Source organism: Olivibacter sp. CPCC 100613, from assembly GCF_036959255.1.
Classification (GTDB): domain Bacteria; phylum Bacteroidota; class Bacteroidia; order Sphingobacteriales; family Sphingobacteriaceae; genus Olivibacter.
Genome location: NZ_JAWMTI010000008.1, coordinates 139030 through 159616 on the forward strand (window position 1 = coordinate 139030; position 20587 = coordinate 159616).

The window sequence follows — 20587 nt, forward strand, 5'->3', positions numbered from 1 at the left end:
TATAGCTGTTGGTTTATTGATTTAATTGTTCGTTAGTTTTAGCTTTATATTTTTACCTGTATAGGTAATACTTGTGTTCGGTTTAACCTGATGGTCTATACCCCTTGGTCGCTGTTGATCGACTAGCACGATATTGAATTTCCGAGTTTTAGGTGTTGCCTGGTATTTTCCTTTCCTTTCTGATATCGTGAGACTTTTTGTCTGATTATCGTATTTGATTTGAATGCGGTTAAAGATTCCTTTTTCATAGTCATAACTCAGCCCGTCGTCTTCATATAGGGTTAAATCGGCATTTTTTCCTTCAAAAATATAGAGCGTGGTAAGCCCCTCAATTTTCTCATCGGTATATTGCCTTACAGGGTCAATAGGTAAAATAGACCCACTCTTTACAAATACGGGGATGCGCTCGAAAGGTGCTTCGGCGTCGATCTGCTGCCCTCCCTTGTAAGGTTTTCCTGTATAAAGGTCATACCAGGTGAAGCCACTGGGTAAATACACCGGGCGACTGGTAGCACCTTTTTTAGTGACAGGGTTTACTAACAGAGCGGAACCTAACATAAATTGATCGCCTATTTCATAAGTTTTGGCGTCATTGGTAAAGTCCATTGCTAAGCCCCTCAACATACTATAATCGTCATGATAGCTTTTGCAAGCCAAGCTATATAAATAGGGGAGAAGACGATAACGGAGTTGAATATAGTATACCATGCTATTATAGGCTGGATGCCCTTCGGGTGCAATATTAAAAGGCTCGCGAAATGGGAATTGTCCATGCGCTCGAAATATAGGTACGAAGGCTCCGAATTGATACCATCTGCTATTCAATTCGCGCCATTCTTCTTGATCGGCCGTATTGGGGGTATAAAACCTTTTTTCTACCAAGAAGCCACCGACGTCCATCGTCCAGTATGGTAGTCCAGACATGGAAAAATTTAGGCCAGCGCTTATTTGGTCTTTCATGTCATTCCAACTAGAGGAGATGTCGCCACTCCAAGTTGCTGCTGCATAGCGTTGTTGACCGGCAAAACCCGAACGCGTAAGCATGAAGATCCGTTTATTAGGGTCTTCCGCTCGTTGACCTTCGTAAATGCCTTTGGCATTTTGCAATGGAAAGGCGTTATAGTAGCGGGTTGAGGATCCGATAGCGGGTTGAAATACATCTTTTCTTTCCTGAACACTGATATTGGAATGGATATCAGGCTCGCTGGCATCCATCCAAAAGGCATCAACACCTTTTTTATAAAGTCGTTCATTGAGTAAATCCCAGAATCCGCGCCTTGCATCGGCATTGAAAGGGTCGTAAAAAGTAGATGTATATCCTTTACCGATCCAATCTTTTCTACCATCAGTAATATTTCGGCGATACAACCATCCATTTTTCATGAATTGATTAAATACGGTCGACTCTTCGTTCACCTTTGGCCAAGTCGATATCATGAGCTTAAAATGATCTTGATGCAATTGTGAAATCATTCCTGCTGCATCCGGAAAGCGTGCAGTATCAAAATTTTGTCCGCCCCAATCCTTCTCAGGCCAGTACGACCAATCGAGGACAAGGTTGTCTATAGGGATGCGGCGTTTACGGAATTCTTCCGCTACATCTAAAATTTCTGCCTGCGTTTTATAGCGTTCGCGGCTTTGCCAGTAACCAAATACCCATTTAGGCATGATAGGCGCTTTGCCTGTTAGGGTACGATAGCCGCTGATGACCTGATCCATGTTGCTTCCCTGTATAAAATAATAGTCAACTCCATCACCAGCTTCTGAATCGAAACTAAAATTCCGTTGATCTGATGGTGGAATAGGGCGTTGCCAATTTATTCCCAAGTATGATTGCGCCCCTTCAGGTTTCCAATCGATGCGGATATCATGTTTTCTGTGTGCTTCAGTGGCTAATTCGAGCTCAAAGCTTCCTGCATTCCACGATTCGCGCCACCTATCTTGCAGCAATTTGCCATCTATCCAGACTTTTATATAACCCGCATATTTAAAATGCAAGCGGTGTAGGCCCGAGAAAGGCGAGCTAAAACGACCTTCATAGCGAACTAAACTTTTGGATAAATCAACTCCTTGTGGAAATTTAGGTATGTCCGTTAAATCGTTGTAGGCAATATCTGATTCGGCCTGAATTGCGAAGACTTCTTTTTCGTCGGCTTTATTCAAATAGCTCGCGCTTAGCCAACCTTCTTGGCCGTCTTTAGCATATAAGGTAAGGCCTGACAGTGGTAACAACGCACGTGTGTCACCTACTTTCGTAATCGAATAATTATTCCATAAAAGACCATAATTTTTTGTGGATAACAACATCGGAACGGCTACATCTGTATTGTATTGCAACAGGGTAACTTGTTTGCCCCGGTAATTCATAATACCATTTTGGTGCTGCCCTAAACCATAGAGACCTTCCTGTTCAGATATCTGAAAAGCCTGTTTAATACGGTAAAATGCATCACCATTTGCAGCGGAAGAGGCAAATGTTTGTGTATTTCTAGGTGCTTCACATAAGATCGTGTCGCCGTTAAGGTTTAAAAAATTTATTTGACCCGTATACAGTGAAACGGCTAAGTTGATAGCCTTGCTTTTTATATAAACATAATCATTGGTTTCTTTTACTAGCAGTTCACCCGGTTTACTTCTAAGCGTATCGGTGATAGCCAGTTGTTCGGAGGCTTTTACGGAATGAAGCAAGGGGGTAGATCGAACATGTACAATACCATCACGTATAAAGTCGATGGTTATCTGTTGATCAATTGCCCCTAATGCTTTACTGAATGTAAGGGAAATACCGTGTTCTGTTTTTTTGTAGTTGGCTTTTTGTGCACTTAGGGCAAAAGGTATGCTACAGCAAAATAGGGTAAAAAGAGTACGTAGTTTTGGCATGCTTTTATGGCTTATTACAAAATTTTTGTTCTGTTTTACGAGCATCGGTTAGTTTCGGTTAGTCTGGTAAAACTGATGAGGCAAAACTACGTGTACCTGCAATACATGAGGGGATGTAAATGTTTATAAATGGGGGTGTTTTCGTTAACCAATCCATCCGTAAATATAAACGAGAAGGGTTTACAATGGAACAGCGCTCGTTTTATTGATTAAGCTTGTAAACAGAGGGCAACACAGAATACATCGCTTTGAAATATCTACTGAATTGTTTTGGATTGTTGAAGCCTACTTGGTAAGCTATTTCCGCCACACTTAAATTAGATTTTGCTAGGAGTTGAGCCGCTTTGCGCAATCGGATGTTACGGATAAATTCGGTAGGCGTATGGCCATTTAGTGCTAATAAACGCTTATACAAACCTACACGACTGATGTTTAAAGCCGAAGCCAGTTCTTCGACGGAAAATGACCCATTAGAGATATTGTCTTCCGTAATTTTAGCCGCGCGCCGTAGAAACTTTTCATCGGCAGATTCAATGGCAGTTACAGAAGGTATTACTTCAAGTTGTTTCCTGTAGGTCTTCTCTAACATTGATTTTTGCTTTAAGTGATTGTCTATTTTTGAAATCAAAAGCTGAAAATGGAACGGCTTGATAATATAATCGGATGCGCCTGCCCTCGTAGCACTGATTTGAATGTCGGCATCGCTGTAGGCTGTTAACAAAATCACCGGAATATGGCGGGTGCGGGCGTCACCTTTTATCTTTCGGCATAAATCAATGCCGGAACCTCCTGGCATTTGTATATCTGAAATAATCAGATCGGGATGCAGGGCCAAGGCTTTTGTCCAAGCTGTTTGTGCATCGAAAGAATAATCCAAATGAAATTTATACTTTAAGTTTTCATATAGATAAAAGATCAAATCTTCATCATTATCAACTAGAAGTATAGAGGAAAGCTTTCCATTGTTTTCTTTTGCGCGCTCTTGAGGTATAGGTTCCTGTGAATCTTCCGATAGGGCAAAGATGTTCTCTGTAGAAGAAGATAAGGGTAAGGTTATGGTAAAGGTGCTACCAATATGTTCTTGGCTTTGGAGTGTTATGGTGCCGCCTAATAATTGTACATAATCATGCGTTATGGATAACCCAATCCCATTGCCTTGATTATACAGCCTGTGACTCGGTATATGTTGGAAATAGCGTTCAAATATCTTTTCTTGTTGAAAAGTCGGTATACCTATTCCGGTATCCTTTACTTCTATCTGCAACTCATGAGGCGGTTCGGTATCGCTCACCATCAGCGATACGTGCACTTTACCATTTTTGTCGGTGAATTTTAGCGCATTACTCAGCAAATTGAAGGTGATACGTTCTAGTTTTTCATAATCAAAATAGGTGTATAAACTGCTTTTATTAGCATGGAATACAAGCTCAATTTGTTTTGTAGCGGCCAAATCTGTGAAAGAGTCAACATGTTCTCTAATGAGGGAAACCATGTCACCTAAACTTAAGTCTAGTTTTAATTTATTGCTATCAACTTTTTTTAAGTCAAGGAGTTGATTGATCAGATTTAGTAAGCGTTTCGCATTGCGTCTCATGGTTTGCAAGTGAATTCTTTGGCTATTGCTCGGGTTTTCCTCCAGTAGCTTGTCAATCGGCGCTATTACCAAGCTTAAAGGAGTGCGAAATTCATGGCTTATATTGGTGAAAAACTGGGTTTTAGAACGATCTATTTCGATGGCTTGTTTATATTCTTCACGCTCTTGTTGCAATTTAAATCTACTCTTTTGACGTTGCTTCTCGATATGTCTGATTAAGAGGAGCGTGGTAACGGTCAATACAACATAAGTTAAGTAAGCTAGTGGTGTCTTCCAAAAGGGTGGCGCTATCTCAATATGTAACAATGTGTAAGGCGTGCTCCACTGTCCATTGTCAAGCGATGCTTTTACCTTAAACTCGTATACACCGGGGTCCAAGTTGGTGAAGGTTATTTTGTGATCGCCTGGGTCGGGCAGCCAATTGTCGTTAAATCCCTCTAACTGATAGATGAAGCGTCGATGTTCTTTCGCGATATAATCGAGAGGTGAGAAGGTAATCGTAAAAATATTTTGATCATAATTTAATGAAATACTTTTGGTGTAGGTAGGAGAGTTAGTTAAAATGGAGCGGCCCTGATATTCCTTATCAATCTCTAAGGCTTTATTAAATAGTGAAAACTCAGTGATTACAGGATTAAAGGCTTCTTGTAAGCTTGGAATATTTTCGGGCACAATGATATTAAAGCCGGCGGCACCACCAAAGATAAGCTCATTTGCTTTGGTTTTAAATGCGGCATTTTCATTGAAAGAAAGACCTTGTAAACCATCTTGTGTATGGTAGTTTTTAATATCCAGCAACTCGTGATCGGTACCGCTGTAGTTTATGCATGATAAGCCTTTTAACGTGCTTATCCAGAGTTCGCCCTGTTTGTCTTCTAATAAATTCAAGGTGAAATTATCGGGTAGACCATCTGTATCCCGAAATGTTTGAAAACCCTTTATACTTGGTTTATATAAGTTTAGTCCATCCTGTGTAGCCACCCACATTCTTCCTTGTTTATCTTCTAATAAATCGGAGATGTAATTATTACTGAGGCTATTTTTTTTAGTTTCGGCGATGAACGTGTGGATTATTTTATTAGACTGATTTAGCACAACAATACCTTGAGCACTTCCAATCCAGAGATTGCCATTCCTGTCTTCGGTGATGGCAGATATATATTTCGGTATGCGCTCATCATTTAGGGCAACGAACCGATCTTCGCTAGCTTCATAATAATACAGGCCATCGGAAAGTGTGCCAACCCAGATTCGCTTCCTGCTATCTTGGTACAGCTCCCATATGCTGTTATCCTGGGGGCGTCGGCCCTTAGCCGATCCTATGGGGTATCGCTTAAAACTTTTGCCATCAAAAATATTTAAACCTCCATAATAGGTGCCTAACCAAAGCTTATGATTTGTATCGAGCAACATACTTACGATGATGTTACTGCTTAGGCTATTGGGTGAACTACTTTGCTTATAAGATTCAAAACGATTTTTTGCACGATCAAAGTACAAGAGTCCCCCGCCATTTGTGCCAATCCACAAATTGCCATGACGATCCTCCACAAACCGGTTGACGTCCTCAAATGGCAAGCCGTTTTGTTTATTTACCAGGGGAAACATAAACAGCTGTTTGTGGTAATAACTAAGCCCTTGTTTGTATGTGCCGATCCATATAATTTGTTGATTGTCTTTATAGAGTGAAATAGTGCTATTTTGCGCGATGGTTGAACTATTAGCATCGTGATGCAATATGTAAGAAACTGTAAAATCCTTCTTGTGCAGCAGGTTAATCCCCCCATGGTCGGTTGCCAGCCAAATATTATTATTTTCGTCTTCGGTAATATGGGTAACTACATCTGTGTTGAGGGATGTGGGTTTGCTTGCATGGTGTATATGCAATGCGTCAACTGTCCCTTTTTTTATGTAATAAATACCCAGCGGCACGTCTGCAGCGAAAATCCACAGGTCATTATCCCTATCGCAAAATAACCTAAAATCAGCATCCCCTTGGTTTTTAATTGCTTTTAGAACGGATGTATAACGCCGTAGGCATTGCAAAGATCGAGTATCAATCGTTTCTATTAAGCCATTGGCGTATATCAAATGTATGACCCCATTTTCTTTAGAAAGTGCCATGCCTGTTATACGCTTCATCTGTTTGGCAGCGAAACGGACGCTTTGCCTTTTTACCGGGTCGTAACGGAATAGTCCATTTTCAGCGGTTAAGAACCAAAAAAAGCCTTGTTTATCTTCCGTTATTTGTAGCATATCATCTACCGGCAATCCATAGGTATGTAATGCACTATCAATGTTCCGGATAAAACGCTCCTGTCTATCCTCATAAATGTTAATGCCTTTTTTTGTTTTTACCCACAGTTTGTGATCTGGTCCAATAAATAAGTTGTTGACATTATTGTCGTTTATGCTATTAGGATTCGTGTTCGAATGTCGATATATTTTAATCTGCTGTCCGTCATATCGATTTAATCCTGCAGAGGTACCGAACCATAGAAAGCCCAGCGAGTCCTTGATAATGGTACTGATATGGTTATTAGACAAGCCGTGCTGTTCATTGAGTTGATAGAATCGTATGTTATCCAACGGTAGTGCCAACGTTGTCATTGTATAGCACAGTGTCAGAACTAAGGTATATAAGGTAATTCGTAGCACGGTTAAAGCAATTTATTCAGTGAAATCGATAGCAGATTAAGATATCAAAACTGTTTGGTTATCGTTAGCTTTTTAATTCATCAAACTTATGTAAAATCGGCATGATTTCCAATTACTAATAAGCTTAACGGTGATTTTGCTTTTTAAAAAAAGGAATATTTATATTTAGTCTCTGCAGAAAGTAACCAAAGACTCCTATGTTTATCTTAGTATAAAAAAGTGAGCAGAATGAGCGTAAGGAATAAAGGCAAAACAACTTTTAAAGCATGTAGTCGTATGAGATACTGCTTCATTCTTTTTTAATTTCTTAGCGTCTGAACAGAACCAGTGATAACGGAACAAACTTGCTTTCTCCGTGACATAATTTCTGACATATGTGGATACTTTTATGAAGTGGGGTGAGGGGATCCGTCCAAAATTCTGTAGTTTTGCCTATCTTATTGCTCAATCCATATAATAGCTATGTACTTAATTTTTGATACTGAAACAACAGGTTTACCAAAACGTTGGGATGCGCCTATCACGGACACCGATAATTGGCCGCGCTGTATACAAATAGCTTGGCAATTGCATGATGATATGGGACGTTTGATTGAGCACCAAGACTACCTTGTCAAGCCGGATGGTTTCAATATTCCTTATGATGCGGAACGAATTCACGGGATTTCAACGGAGTTAGCAGCGGAACAGGGGATTGCTTTGGTAGAGGTATTGGAAAAATTCAATATCGCTTTGAGCAAAGCTAAGTTTATTGTCGGGCAGAATATTGGTTTCGATGTCAATATTATGGGCTGCGAGTTTCACCGTATGGGAATAGCCACAACCATGGGAGAGAAGGCGGTGTTGGATACCTGTACAGAAGTTACGGCAAATTTATTGCAATTACCAGGCGGTAGGGGTGGAAAATTTAAACTCCCCAATCTTACCGAATTACATGCCTATCTATTTGGTGTACCTTTTGCAGAGGCGCATAATGCAACTGCCGATGTTGAAGCAACGACACGTTGTTTTTTAGAGCTTATCAAGAAAAATATCTTTACGGCGGCCGAACTACAGGTTCAAGAAGACTATTTTGAGGTTTTTCGAACGAATAATCCAGATCCAATTGCTGCAGTCGGTTTGCAGCATGTTAATCTGAAAGCTGCTTCTGATGCGATTAGGCAACAATTAAAAACGGAGCAGGATAGTATTTCTCAAAAAGATCTGGATGCAAACAGGGAGGAGCTCAAGGAAGTTGATTATGTACATTTGCATAACCATACCCAATTTTCTATTTTACAATCGACCATTTCCGTTTCCGATTTAGTAAAAGCAGCAGCCAAGCATAAAATGCCCGCTGTAGCTATTACCGATCATGCGAATATGATGGGTGCTTTTCATTTTGTCAGCAATGTGCTGAACCATAATAAGGCCGCTGAAGCGAAGAACAAGGCAGCGATCGAAAACGGAGAAGAACCTACAGAGACTATCATTAAGCCGATCGTCGGTTGTGAGTTTTTCGTTTGTGAAGATCATAAAGATAAAACCAGAAAAGATAACGGTTATCAGGTGGTTATGTTGGCAAAAAACAAAGCGGGCTATCATAATCTGGCAAAGATGTCATCCTTAGCTTACACGGATGGTTTTTACTATGTGCCTCGTATTGATCGAAAAATCATTGAACAATACAAAGAAAATATTATTGTCTTATCAGGTAACTTATATGGTGAAATACCAAATAAGTTGCTTAATATGGGTGAAAATCAAGCAGAGGAGGCCTTACTATGGTGGAAGGAAGCGTTTGGTGAAGACTTTTACGTTGAATTAATGCGACATGATCAAGAGGATGAGAATCGGGTAAATACGAGCTTAATTGAGCTGGCGAGAAAGCATGAGGTTAAACTTATTGCAACCAATAATACGTATTATATAAACAAAGAAGATGCACATTCACATGACATTCTTTTATGTGTGCGTGATGCTGAAAAATTAGCTACTCCAAAAGGTCGTGGAAGAGGATTCCGTTATGGATTGCCCAATGAAGATTACTACTTCAAGTCGGGTGAAGAAATGAAAAAACTTTTCACTGACATCCCGGAAGCGATTGCGAACATACAAGAGATTGTCGACAAGATCGAGGTTTATTCGCTTTACCGTAATGTATTGCTGCCGAAATTTGATATTCCGGAAGAGTTTCAGGTAGAAGAAGATAAACAAGATGGCGGCAAGCGAGGTGAAAATAAATACCTCCGCCACCTAACTTACGTAGGTGCTGCTAAGCGCTACACGGAGATTACGTCGGAAATCAGGGAGCGACTTGATTTTGAATTGCAAACGATTGAAAAAACCGGTTATCCAGGGTACTTCCTTATTGTGCAGGATTTTATTGCGGCAGCTCGAGACATTGGGGTGTCAGTAGGGCCGGGCCGTGGCTCGGCTGCTGGATCAGCTGTAGCCTATTGTTTAGGGATTACCAATATTGATCCCATTGCATATGATTTGCTTTTTGAGCGTTTTCTGAATCCCGACCGTGTTTCGATGCCGGATATTGATATTGACTTTGATGATGAAGGCAGAGGTCGTGTTATGGATTATGTGATAAATAAGTATGGAGCCAATCAGGTGGCACAGATCATTACTTATGGAACCATGGCCGCAAAATCTTCGATCCGGGATACGGCACGCGTATTAGATCTTCCCCTTTTTGAGGCGGATAAAATTGCTAAATTGGTGCCTAACTTAAAGCTTAACAAGCTGTTTAATATGGATGCACAGGCACTTAAAAGTGCGCTGAGAACAGAAGAACTGGAAAGTGTTCGAGAATTGATCAATTTGGCAAATGGTAATGATCTTGGTGCTGAAACGATTCGGCAGGCAAAAGCATTGGAAGGATCGGTGAGAAATACAGGGATACATGCTTGTGGTGTGATTATTACCCCTGACGATATCACGAATTTCGTACCGGTTTCAACAGCAAAGGATTCCGAACTTTATGTAACCCAGTTTGACAACTCGGTGGTAGAAAGCGCGGGCTTGTTAAAAATGGACTTTCTTGGCCTTAAGACCTTGACCTTGATTAAGGATACGGTGAGTCTGGTTAAACATACCAAAGGTATTGAATTAAACCCCGACTTTTTCCCAATCGATGATGTGAAGACTTACGAGCTTTTCCAACGTGGTGAAACGGTAGGTATCTTCCAATACGAATCACCCGGTATGCAGAAGTATATGAAGGAGTTGAAGCCGACCGTTTTTGGAGATCTGATTGCTATGAACGCTCTTTACAGACCAGGCCCCTTAGAATATATTCCCAGCTTTGTTAGACGGAAGAATGGAGAAGAACCAATCGCTTACGATTTAGAAGCCTGTGAAGAATATTTAAAAGAAACCTATGGCATCACTGTTTATCAAGAGCAGGTGATGCTTCTCTCACAAAAGCTTGCCGGCTTTACCAAAGGTGAAGCAGACGTCTTGCGTAAAGCTATGGGGAAAAAGCAGCGTGATGTATTGGATAAAATGAAGCCAAAGTTTGTACAACAGGCCGCGGAAAAAGGACATGACGAGAAGATACTGGAAAAAATATGGAAAGATTGGGAGGCTTTTGCAAGTTATGCTTTTAACAAATCACACTCTACGTGTTATGCTTGGGTAGCTTACCAGACGGCCTATTTGAAAGCCCATTATCCAGCAGAATATATGGCGGCGGTATTGTCTAATAACATGAATGATATCAAACAGATTTCTTTCTTTATGGAGGAGTGTAAACGAATGGGCTTAACCGTATTGGGTCCTGACGTAAATGAGTCATTCTACAAGTTCACCGTGAACGATCAGGGAGCCATACGCTTTGGTATTGGTGCGGTTAAAGGTGTAGGAGCGGGTGCGGTAGACACGATTGTCAGTAATAGGGATGAGGGTAAGTATCTGTCCATTTCCGATTTTGCAAGACGAAGTAACCCACGTACGATTAATAAGAAAGTATATGAAAGCTTAGTGTACAGTGGTGCTTTTGATTGTTTTGGTTTAAATAGGGCGCAATTTTTCCATGTACCAGAAGGTTTCACGCAAAATGGAATTGAACGTTTGATAAAATACACCAATGACTATCAGTATAATAAAAATAATGCGGCAATGTCGTTATTCGGCGGAACCAGTGATGCTGATATTCCAGAGCCTAGTTTGCAAACATGTCCTGAATGGGGCTTGATGGAGAAACTGCGTCATGAGAAAAATGTAGTAAGTATGTATATCACCGGACATCCAATGGATGACTATCGCTTGGAACTGGAATATTTTTGTCAACATAAGGTAAGCCAACTTCATTTGATTGATAGAATGAAGGCCGGAGCGGGTAAAGATCTTGATAACGGAGATGGATTGGAGTCCCCCGAAAATGGAGTAGATGATATTAAAACCGAATTCGCTAAAATCAAAAATAAAGATTTGGTAGTAGGGGGGATGGTTACGGCTGTTTATCATGGTATGACCAAGACGGGTAAACCCTACGGGCGTATGACCTTTGAAGATTATAGTGATTCTTACGAAATGGCACTTTTCGGTGAAGATTACGTTAAGTTCAAGGGATTTATGAATGAAAATTACTTCCTTCAGATAAGGGGTACGGTTAGTGAGCGTTTCAGGCAGCAAGATAATTGGGAGTTTAAAATCACTTCTATTCAACTATTATCGGAGCTCCGTGATAAGATGGCAAAATCAATTAGTATCCAAGTACCGCTTCACGAATTGAATAGTAAATTTGTAGATAATTTACAGCTTATCATTCAAAAGAACCAACAGGAGCAAGAGGTTAGGAACTGTCAACTGAAGTTTGTACTATTAGATTACGAAGATAAAGTAAGTCTGGAAATGCCTGCGAAAGGTATGAAAGTTTATTTGAGTAACGAATTTTTGCAAGATTTACGCGCTTTAACCGGTGAAAGAGGTTATAAGTTAAATTAGTGTCAGATTGTCAGATACTATACTTTGGCAAAGCTTTTGAAAGTTATCTTTGTAATGCAAATCGAGCATATTAATAATTAGTAAGTACATAAAATAAAAAGATAATGGCATTAGAAATCACAGATAGCAACTTCGATGAAGTTGTTTTGAAATCAGACAAACCTGTGTTGGTGGATTTTTGGGCAGAATGGTGCGGACCGTGCCGTATGGTAGGACCCGTTGTTGAGGAATTAGCAAAAGAATATGATGGTAAGGTTGTTGTAGGAAAAGTAAATGTAGATCATAATTCTGATGTTTCTACTAAATATGGAATTAGAAATATTCCTGCCCTATTATTCTTTAAAAACGGTGAAATTGTAGATAAACAAATTGGTGCAGTTCCAAAGTCTGTTTTGGCTAGTAAGTTGGAAGCTCAATTGGTTTAATTGTTAATTGTTGGTTGTTGATTATTCATAAATTGTTACAGAATAATCAGCAACCAATTTATTCGGCAACGACACATACCTTCCGCGCTATATTCTACTCCCTTATAGGTTATCCAAACCCTGCTTAATAATCCGACAAGCCTCTATAATTTCTTTTTCTTCAATTATTAATGGTGGAGAAATGCGTAAGGCTGTTTCATGATGTAAGAACCAATCGATCATCAGGCCATTTTGTGCGCAGTATTTGCACACCGATTCGACCTGTTTAAAAGAAGCCAGCTGAATACACATCATAAGGCCGATGCCTCTTACTTCTTTTATAATTGGGTGTTTTAAGTGTGTTTTGAATATTTCATGTTTTTCGGCAACGGTATCCATCAGTTTTTCATCCAGAATCACTTCTAAGGATGCAAGTGCCGCAGCACAGGAAACAGGATGCCCCCCGAAAGTAGTAATATGTCCTAAAATTGGATTTTCTTTTATAACGGCCATTATTTCTCGTCTCGCAATAAAAGCGCCGATGGGCATACCACCACCTAATCCTTTCGCTGTTAATAATATATCGGGAACGATGGAATAATGCTCAAAAGCAAAGAGTTTACCCGTACGCCCTAAACCGGTCTGTATTTCGTCCAATATAAGAAGCGTTCCCGTTTCATCACAGCGTTTTCGTAGTTGCTGCATATAGCCTATATCAGGTACACGAATACCTGCTTCACCTTGGACGGCTTCGAGTACTATTGCGGCCGTTTCTGTTGTAATCTTAGCGAGTTGTTCGGGATCATTATAATCGATATAAGTTACATTGGGCAACAAGGGGGCATAAGGTGCCCTATATTTTTCATCTCCCATTAAGCTTAGTGCGCCTTGAGTGCTTCCATGATATGCTTTTCTAGCGGCAATAAATGCAGACCGCCCCGTATATTTTTTTGCGATCTTCATAGCTCCTTCGGTTGCTTCGGCACCCGAATTTACAAAGTAGACGTTGTTTAATGTTGAAGGAAGCTGCGCCAATAGTTTAGTGGCCAAAGCCACTTGTGGCGCTTGAATAAATTCTCCATAGACAGTTACATGGAGATATCTTTCCAATTGATCCTGAATAGCAGCAAGCACTCGCGGATGTCGATGGCCAATGTTACTGACAGCAAAACCCGAAACCAAGTCCATATATTTTTGTCCTTCGGGCCCATATAGGTAAAGTCCTTCTGCTTTTTCAATTTCTATTAAGCGTGGGCTCGTAGAAGTTTGGGCTGTATTCAATAAAAAAAGTTGACGATTACTTAGCATAGAAATTCTTTCAAATCACTCCGTGAGCCGAAGGTACAGAATTAAAACAAAACTTAAATAAATTCATTTTATGGTAATATAACAGCATGGGTATATAAAATGAATTTCTTTTTTTTATAGAACAAATATACCTATGACTCGCATCGTAGGTATATTATAAAAGTATAGGTGATAAGCTATCTTTTAATCGTTTCGTCTTGTTTTTAATTCCTGTAAGAGCTGCTCGCGGAACTCTCGTTCTGCCTCGAAGAATTTCGCTGTCCGTTGCGCATTTATTATGGGAATAAAGGCGTCCCGATAACGCATTTTTAATGCCAGAACCTCCGAGTCGTAATCTAGTTCACTTCTCTTTTTGCCCGTTTTAGTTCTTCGTTGATGAATCAATGTCCGCATTTCTTTCTGATATTGATTGTATAAAGGAAAAAAGCGTTCGGCGTCCGTTGGGCTTAACGAAAGTTCTTTCGTGACGTAAGCTATTTTTGCAGCTTCAATCTCTTTAAATCGGTTCTGTTGGTCTCGATCTTGAGCCTTTATCGAAAAGAAGGAAGCGAGCAACAGGATGTATGTAAAAAATAATTTCTTCATTTCGGGTTAGATACTGTAATCCAAATAGGCTTCTATATCTTCTTCTGAAAATTGGGGTTTATCCATTTGAATAACATCATCAAATTGAGCTTCAAGAAAAGCAGCATCCCCAGGCTCACTGTAGTATTGCAAATAGTTTACAATTTCACTGTCCGGTATGCTTTTCAATGTACGCTCAAAGGTGTTGGATTGATACTGAAGAAAGCCGTAAATACCTAAACTTATCGCAATACAGGCAGCAGCGGCGTAACCAATCCACGACAAAATTCGATTCTTTCTTCTTATCGGAAAAATGATTTCTTTTGATTTCTCTTTCTCAACGGAAGGAGCAATTTCCCGGTTTATTTTTTGACTTAATTCATCAAAATAATTTTGTGGCGTAGTAAATCCCGGTGTAGAAACTTTTTCTTTAAGTACTTTAATGAAAGGATGATGTTCCGTCTTATCGAACGAATTGATCGGTGTCGCGTAGTTTTCTTTCTTTATCTTTGCAAAAATATGCTCACTAAGTGATTCAAAATACCCCTCCGGTACTCCGAAACTTTTCTCCGTGTCCGAAATAACGGAGATACGTTTCATGATGTTGGTTTCTAACGTATTAAAGTAACCGTTAGGTACAATAAATGGTGTATCCTTTGGATTAGCAAGCATTCCTTTTATACTCGCTAAATCATCTTGATAATTACTTTTATTGTCCATAGTGCTCATAGTAACTCTTAGATAAAAATTAGGCTAAAAGGTTTAATCGTTATCCGTAAAAAATTGTTCGATTTTTTTTACGGCCAAATGGTAGGATGCTTTTAAGGCACCGACACTTGTTCCCAGAATTTCAGAAATTTCATCATATTTTAGATCGTCGAAATATTTCATATTAAAAACCAACCGTTGTTTTTCCGGTAAGGTCAATAACGCTTGTTGCAATTTCAACTGTGCCTGATTACCGTTAAAATAACTTGACGTTGTAAGAGTGTCAGCTAGATAAGAGGCAGAATCATCATCCAGAGATACACTTTGGTATTGCTTCTTTTTATTTAAGAAAGTGATACATTCGTTTGTAGCAATACGGTAAAGCCATGTGTATAACTGAGAATCTGCTCTAAAGTTCTCCAAATTTTTCCAAACCTTTACAAAAATATCCTGCACCAGATCATCGGCGTCATCATGATCTACTACCAACCTTCGGACATGCCAGTATATCCGCTGCTGATATTTCTTGAGCAATAAATTAAAGGCCTCATTTCGAGTCCTTTCATTAGAGAATTTTTCAATTATTATTGAATCTTCCATTAGAGGTTTTGATGGTCAATAACAACGGAAGCAATCTCATGATCTTCCGTTGTTAAAGTAAACCATTTATTTTCTTTTGATAACTTTTTGTGCGGCACTAACAATATTGGCTGCATTTAGGCCATATTTTTCCATCAATTGTGCAGGCGTGCCGCTTTCGCCGAAACTGTCATTGACAGCCACGTATTCCTGGGGTGCCGGATTATTTTTAACCAATACTTGCGATACACTATCACCTAAACCCCCAAGACGATTGTGCTCTTCTGCTGTTACCACGCAACCGGTTTTAGCCACAGACTTTAGGATCGCTTCTTCATCTAAAGGTTTAATCGTATGGATATTTATAATTTCAGCGTCAATACCTAAGCTGGCAAGTTGTTCCCCTGCCTGAATAGCCTCCCATACTAAGTGACCTGTTGCAATGATAGTGACGTCGGTCCCCTCATTTACCATCCAAGCCTTACCGATTTCAAATTTTTGATCAGGATCGGTAAAGATGGGAACAACAGGGCGGCCGAAACGCAGATAGACAGGACCATCATAATCAGCAATCGCTATTGTTGCAGCTTTTGTTTGATTATAGTCGCAAGGATTGATCACTGTCATGCCGGGCAACATTTTCATTAAACCGATATCCTCCAAAATTTGATGGGTGGCACCATCTTCTCCCAATGTTAAACCAGCATGTGAGGCACATATTTTAACATTTTTACCCGAATAAGCGATCGATTGACGAATCTGATCGTAAACTCGTCCTGTTGAGAAATTGGCGAAAGTACCCGTATAAGGGACCTTCCCACCAATGGTTAAACCGGCAGCGATTCCCATCATATTTGCTTCCGCAATTCCTATTTGGAAGAATCTTTCCGGAAAGTCCTTAATAAATGCATCCATTTTGAGTGAACCGACTAAATCGGCGCACAGTGCAACCACATTGTTGTTTTTCTTGCCTACTTCATGTAAGCCTGCGCCGAAGCCTGAACGCGTATCCTTTTTGTCCGTATAGGTATATTTCTTCATTTCGTAATATTGAATAATAGATGACCAAATGTCACGTCAATTAATAATCTCCTAAAGTTTCTTCAAGCTGCGCAAGTGCCGCTGCAAGTTGTTCATCATTCGGTGCAACACCATGCCATTTATGAGATCCCATCATGAAATCAACACCGTAACCCATTTCCGTATGCATGAGAATCATAATTGGTTTTCCTTTTCCTGTACGATTTTTAGCTTCCGATAACGTTTCGATTAGTTGAGCCATATTGTTACCTTTTGTTTCCAGAACATCCCATCCGAATGCCTCCCACTTGGCTTTTAGATTACCTAAAGATAACACTCGTTCGGTTGGGCCGTCAATTTGTTGGCCATTGAAATCAATCGTTGCAATGAGATTATCTACTTTGTTATGAGGTGCATACATAGCTGCTTCCCATACTTGACCTTCCTGTAATTCTCCATCACCCATCAGTACATAAACAAGCTTATCATCACCATTTAGCTTTTTAGCGCGGGAAGCACCAATGGCCACCGAAAGTCCTTGGCCAAGTGAGCCTGAAGCAACTCGTATTCCCGGTAAATGCTCATGTGTCGTTGGATGTCCCTGTAACCTGGAATCAATTTTCCTGAAGGTTGCCAGTTCGCTTTTATCGAAATAGCCGGCACGTGCAAGGGTACTGTAAAATACAGGGGATATATGTCCATTGGACAAAAAGAAGATGTCTTCTCCAATACCATCTAAACTGAAGCTAGGATTATGTTCCATTTGATGGAAGTAAAGGGCTACAAAAAAGTCGGCACACCCTAATGATCCTCCCGGGTGACCTGATTGGCAACCATGTACCATGCGTACGATATCTCGACGTACTTGTTTTGCAATGTTCTCAAGTTTTGCTATGTCTGCACTCATTATGATTTGTGTTAAACGATATTAAGATGCTAAGATAAATAATTTTAGTTATTAGCGGTTATTTAATAGATGTTAATTTGACACTTATATTTTTTGAAACGGTCTTATGCGATTTTTCTCCTGGACATACCTTTCGGAACCCATCATACGAATTGATCCGCCAATCATCCTTTATCGATCAAATCACGTATCTGCTGAGACGCATTGCTATTATCTACTTTTTTGATAATATGTTTGATAATGCCTTTTTCGTCAATTACGAATGTCGTTCTTGCCGTTCCCATATATTTTTTTCCGTACATGTTTTTTTCTACCCAAACCCCGTAGTCTTCGACGATTTTTTTGTCTTCATCAGCTAATAGATTAAACGGGAGTTCAAACTTACTGATAAATTTTTGATGCGATTGTTCGCTGTCCGTGCTGACACCCAATACTTCAAATCCATCTTGAAGAAGGGATTGGTAATTATCTCTGAAATTACAGGCTTCCGTTGTGCAGCCCGGTGTGTTATCTTTGGGATAAAAATATAAAATCACCTTTTTACCCAAATAGTCTTTCAATTGTACCATTTCACCCTTTTGGTTTTTGGCTTTGATAGCAGGCGCTTTATCGCCTTCCGTTAGTTCCTTCATTTTTTATGGTTATTCGTTAATGATTAATAGTAGAAGCTTATTTTACAAAATCTGCTTCAAATACCTTTTCGTTGTCTTTCCAATCTTTAACGCGTAATTTGAACCGATGCTTTCCTTTCGAAAGATTGCGTTCAAAAGTATGCCAGAGTGAGGCGCTTTTAGAATCGTATTCCATTAATACCCATTGATTATCGATGTAACCTTCAAAAGATTGAATTCCAGATAAATTGTCTGATATTTTGAAATTGACCCTATTGTACGCGCTCATATTCTTATTGGACGAAAGATTAAGGGAACGAATGATAGGAGCAATAGTATCTACAGTAATATAAAAACTTCCCAAGACTCTAGCCGTCGTTCTAACAAATCCATCTTTGTAAATCCCCCCCTGTGAGTCGCCCTGCGCATTCACAATCAGTGCCTTTGCCTGTAAATGGGGCGGCACATCCTGTGCATTAATAGCCAAGTTATATCCTTGATGTACTGGAACCATTCGATTATGAATATGCTGTAAGTTCGAATAAGCACCCTTTGGACGCTGCCCTTGATCATACTTAAAATATAAATCGCTGTATAGACAACCTTTTGGCATGTTGATCTTTACCTGATCGTTTTCAAATAGATTCTCTTGTCCATAATAAAAGTAAGTGGTTCCTGAATGATTTTTTTTAATTATCGTATATTGAGGATCATTTTTTACATCGAAGGATAGGGTACTGACATTGCCCATGATATCTTTAACTTTATAAACCAGTTGATGGATTTCTTTGTCTTTAATATGAATAATACCCCGATTGATTAGATGGTGATAAAGCTCCAATTTGTTTCCCTGTTCTACGAAACTCTTTTGTACCCTTCTTTTATGTAGTATGTAATATGCGTAATCGATGTGGGCATTAATCGCCCGACTATTATCAAAAGAAAAGTGTTCCCATGCAGCTGTGTAAATATTTTTTCCATCCAGAAAAAGCTCAATGGAATATACACCATTTCTATTGGCCGATGCAGAGTTAAGGTCGGAAGTGACAATTCCGAAAGCCGTTGGACCGTTGATAAGGATCGTTTTTGCAGGTGTTGTTTTATAGTTGCCGCTTGCCCCCGAAACTGAAATGTGCTCTCTTTCGGTATTTTCGTCGTATGTATCAGTTCCAAATCGATAAACCGTTAAAGCGCTGATGGTAGGAGGGACTTTATCGGGAATTGTTAATCCAAAAAGTTGGGCATTGATGGTATGTTCAGTTTTGGTATCTCTCAGTTCAAAATGTAAATGGGGTCCCGCAGAGCCACCGGTGTTTCCTGAGAAGGCAATAACATCTCCCTTCTTGACGGGAATAACTTTGGCATCCAAAGGAAAATCAACATCAAATTTTCTTTCGCTGTACTGCTTTTCCTTTACTGATGCTGTAATCTTTAAATTAAAGCGTTGTAAATGCATATAGACGCTTGTGTATCCATTTGGATGATCAATATAGAGTGCATTTCCACCACCGCCAATTTGAACACGCGCTCGGGAAATAAAACCGTCGGCAACCGCATAAACAGGATAACCTTCTCGTTGATTGGTTCTATAATCGGTTCCCGAATGGAAATGGTTAGCTCTTAGCTCTCCGAAACTACCGGCTGCTTGAGGCGCTAGGTCGAGCGGTGGACGAAAATAGTTTTGCGGATATTGCTTTTGCTGCACGCGTGGTTCCTGAGCTTTCGCCGGAAATGTGAAATATAGAAATAGAATTGAGAAATAAAGAAGTTTCATCTGCAAATTTACTTTACATAAAAATCAAGTAGTTTTTGGTCTTCGATATAACCCACTAAATGGTCTCCTATGGCGACAGGGCCAACGCCGGCGGGTGTTCCTGTGTAAATTAAATCGCCTTTGCGTAGTGTGATGTATTCGCTTACGAAAGATATAATGCTCTCAAAGGAAAAAATTAGATTATTGGTATTGCCTACCTGAACTTCCTTTCCGTTTTTCTTTAAGCAAAAATTAAGGTTATATATATCCGGAAATGTATTTTTTGGAATCAAAGTACTAATGGGCGCTGATTGGTCAAAAGCTTTGGCAAGCTCCCAAGGTAATCCCTTTTTTTTATGCTCTGCCTGAAGGTCGCGAGCGGTAAAATCGATTCCCAAGCCAATGGAATCATAGTAGGTGTCGGCAAACTTCCGTTGAACGTGCTTTCCTTCCTTGCAGATTCTAATCACTATTTCAATTTCATGATGGACTTCTTTGGAAAAGTCCGGAAGGTAGAAGTCCTTATTGTCCTTAAGTATTGCCGTATCCGGTTTTAAAAAAATCACAGGTTTTTCAGGTACGGGATTGTTCAGTTCGTGCGCGTGCGCTACATAATTTCTGCCGATTGCAATGATTTTCATCAATTAATTTATTTCAAAACTA

Annotated in this window: 13 protein-coding genes; 2 read left to right on the forward strand and 11 right to left on the reverse strand. The window is 39.8% G+C overall.

Annotated elements, in window-relative coordinates:
• Nucleotides 1-21: 21 nt before the first annotated feature.
• Together RYH73_RS21085 and RYH73_RS21090 are read right to left on the reverse strand one after the other, a co-directional pair.
• Complete coding sequence (locus tag RYH73_RS21085; RefSeq protein WP_335315465.1) at nt 22-2880, reverse strand: TIM-barrel domain-containing protein; 2859 nt, start codon at nt 2878-2880, stop codon at nt 22-24.
• Between the two features lie 202 nt (nt 2881-3082).
• Nucleotides 3083-7084: a hybrid sensor histidine kinase/response regulator transcription factor gene (locus RYH73_RS21090; RefSeq protein ID WP_335315466.1), complete on the reverse strand. Its 4002-nt coding sequence runs from the start codon at nt 7082-7084 to the stop codon at nt 3083-3085.
• A gap of 510 nt (nt 7085-7594) precedes the next feature.
• Here RYH73_RS21090 and dnaE point away from each other — a divergent pair.
• Together dnaE and trxA are read left to right on the forward strand one after the other, a co-directional pair.
• On the forward strand, nt 7595-12070 hold the full coding sequence (dnaE, locus tag RYH73_RS21095; RefSeq protein WP_335315467.1) for a DNA polymerase III subunit alpha: 4476 nt from the start codon (nt 7595-7597) through the stop codon (nt 12068-12070).
• A 104-nt stretch (nt 12071-12174) separates the two neighbouring features.
• Nucleotides 12175-12495, forward strand: a complete 321-nt coding sequence (gene trxA, locus RYH73_RS21100) for a thioredoxin (RefSeq protein WP_335315468.1) — start codon at nt 12175-12177, stop codon at nt 12493-12495.
• A gap of 102 nt (nt 12496-12597) precedes the next feature.
• On the opposite strand, the gene RYH73_RS21105 is transcribed toward trxA, so the two are convergent.
• The 9 genes from RYH73_RS21105 to RYH73_RS21145 form a co-directional block, all read right to left on the reverse strand.
• Nucleotides 12598-13782 carry an aspartate aminotransferase family protein gene (locus RYH73_RS21105; protein WP_335315469.1) on the reverse strand — a complete coding sequence of 395 codons (1185 nt, stop codon included), beginning with the start codon at nt 13780-13782 and terminating at the stop codon, nt 12598-12600.
• Between the two features lie 183 nt (nt 13783-13965).
• Nucleotides 13966-14367 (reverse strand): hypothetical protein, encoded by a 402-nt coding sequence (locus RYH73_RS21110; RefSeq protein ID WP_335315470.1) that lies wholly within the window; start codon nt 14365-14367, stop codon nt 13966-13968.
• 6 nt (nt 14368-14373) lie between these two features.
• Nucleotides 14374-15066 (reverse strand): hypothetical protein, encoded by a 693-nt coding sequence (locus RYH73_RS21115; protein ID WP_335315471.1) that lies wholly within the window; start codon nt 15064-15066, stop codon nt 14374-14376.
• A 42-nt stretch (nt 15067-15108) separates the two neighbouring features.
• Nucleotides 15109-15654: an RNA polymerase sigma factor gene (locus RYH73_RS21120; RefSeq protein WP_335315472.1), complete on the reverse strand. Its 546-nt coding sequence runs from the start codon at nt 15652-15654 to the stop codon at nt 15109-15111.
• Nucleotides 15655-15720: 66 nt separating this feature from the next.
• Nucleotides 15721-16674, reverse strand: coding sequence for a transketolase family protein (locus tag RYH73_RS21125; RefSeq protein ID WP_335315473.1), 954 nt, complete (start codon nt 16672-16674; stop codon nt 15721-15723).
• A 40-nt stretch (nt 16675-16714) separates the two neighbouring features.
• On the reverse strand, nt 16715-17560 hold the full coding sequence (locus RYH73_RS21130) for a transketolase (protein WP_335315474.1): 846 nt from the start codon (nt 17558-17560) through the stop codon (nt 16715-16717).
• A gap of 164 nt (nt 17561-17724) precedes the next feature.
• Nucleotides 17725-18192 carry a thioredoxin-dependent thiol peroxidase gene (gene bcp / locus RYH73_RS21135; RefSeq protein WP_335315475.1) on the reverse strand — a complete coding sequence of 156 codons (468 nt, stop codon included), beginning with the start codon at nt 18190-18192 and terminating at the stop codon, nt 17725-17727.
• A gap of 37 nt (nt 18193-18229) precedes the next feature.
• Complete coding sequence (locus tag RYH73_RS21140) at nt 18230-19945, reverse strand: M23 family metallopeptidase (protein ID WP_335315476.1); 1716 nt, start codon at nt 19943-19945, stop codon at nt 18230-18232.
• Between the two features lie 8 nt (nt 19946-19953).
• Complete coding sequence (locus RYH73_RS21145) at nt 19954-20565, reverse strand: fumarylacetoacetate hydrolase family protein (protein WP_335315477.1); 612 nt, start codon at nt 20563-20565, stop codon at nt 19954-19956.
• Between the last annotated feature and the right edge of the window lie 22 nt (nt 20566-20587).

Bases quoted from the DNA above. Each gene is read 5' to 3' on its own strand.
- bcp (WP_335315475.1), bottom strand. From the start codon at position 18,192: ATGAAGGAACTAACGGAAGGCGATAAAGCGCCTGCTATCAAAGCCAAA.
- trxA (WP_335315468.1), top strand. From the start codon at position 12,175: ATGGCATTAGAAATCACAGATAGCAACTTCGATGAAGTTGTTTTGAAA.
- RYH73_RS21085 (WP_335315465.1), bottom strand. From the start codon at position 2,880: ATGCCAAAACTACGTACTCTTTTTACCCTATTTTGCTGTAGCATACCT.
- RYH73_RS21140 (WP_335315476.1), bottom strand. From the start codon at position 19,945: ATGAAACTTCTTTATTTCTCAATTCTATTTCTATATTTCACATTTCCG.
- RYH73_RS21090 (WP_335315466.1), bottom strand. From the start codon at position 7,084: ATGACAACGTTGGCACTACCGTTGGATAACATACGATTCTATCAACTC.
- RYH73_RS21110 (WP_335315470.1), bottom strand. From the start codon at position 14,367: ATGAAGAAATTATTTTTTACATACATCCTGTTGCTCGCTTCCTTCTTT.
- RYH73_RS21125 (WP_335315473.1), bottom strand. From the start codon at position 16,674: ATGAAGAAATATACCTATACGGACAAAAAGGATACGCGTTCAGGCTTC.
- RYH73_RS21115 (WP_335315471.1), bottom strand. From the start codon at position 15,066: ATGGACAATAAAAGTAATTATCAAGATGATTTAGCGAGTATAAAAGGA.
- RYH73_RS21105 (WP_335315469.1), bottom strand. From the start codon at position 13,782: ATGCTAAGTAATCGTCAACTTTTTTTATTGAATACAGCCCAAACTTCT.
- RYH73_RS21120 (WP_335315472.1), bottom strand. From the start codon at position 15,654: ATGGAAGATTCAATAATAATTGAAAAATTCTCTAATGAAAGGACTCGA.
- RYH73_RS21145 (WP_335315477.1), bottom strand. From the start codon at position 20,565: ATGAAAATCATTGCAATCGGCAGAAATTATGTAGCGCACGCGCACGAA.
- RYH73_RS21130 (WP_335315474.1), bottom strand. From the start codon at position 17,560: ATGAGTGCAGACATAGCAAAACTTGAGAACATTGCAAAACAAGTACGT.
- dnaE (WP_335315467.1), top strand. From the start codon at position 7,595: ATGTACTTAATTTTTGATACTGAAACAACAGGTTTACCAAAACGTTGG.